A 226-nucleotide genomic window follows, 5' to 3' on the forward strand; every position below is an offset into this window, starting at 1 on the left:
GGCTGAAAGGATTGGGTAAAGTATAATTTTTATGTAAAGCCTAAATGTAAAGTTGTAACGTAATATGCTATAAATCAACACGCTTTACATCGGGCTTTACATAACCATATTGTTGTCATAACCTTTGAGGTCGATCCGATGTGAGGAGTTCACGATCCTGTCCAGAATAGCGTCTGCTATAGTTCCTTCTCCAATTATATCATACCAGGCCGATACGGGTATTTGT

1 protein-coding gene is annotated in these 226 nt (G+C 38.5%); it reads right to left on the reverse strand.

Annotated elements, in window-relative coordinates:
- Positions 1–96: 96 nt before the first annotated feature.
- Positions 97–226, reverse strand: a 130-nt coding sequence (locus LB465_RS18275; protein ID WP_224471335.1) for an ATP-binding protein, incomplete at its 5' end; no start/stop codon positions are given.

The sequence above is a fragment of the Salegentibacter lacus genome (assembly GCF_020164555.1).
GTDB lineage: Bacteria > Bacteroidota > Bacteroidia > Flavobacteriales > Flavobacteriaceae > Salegentibacter > Salegentibacter lacus.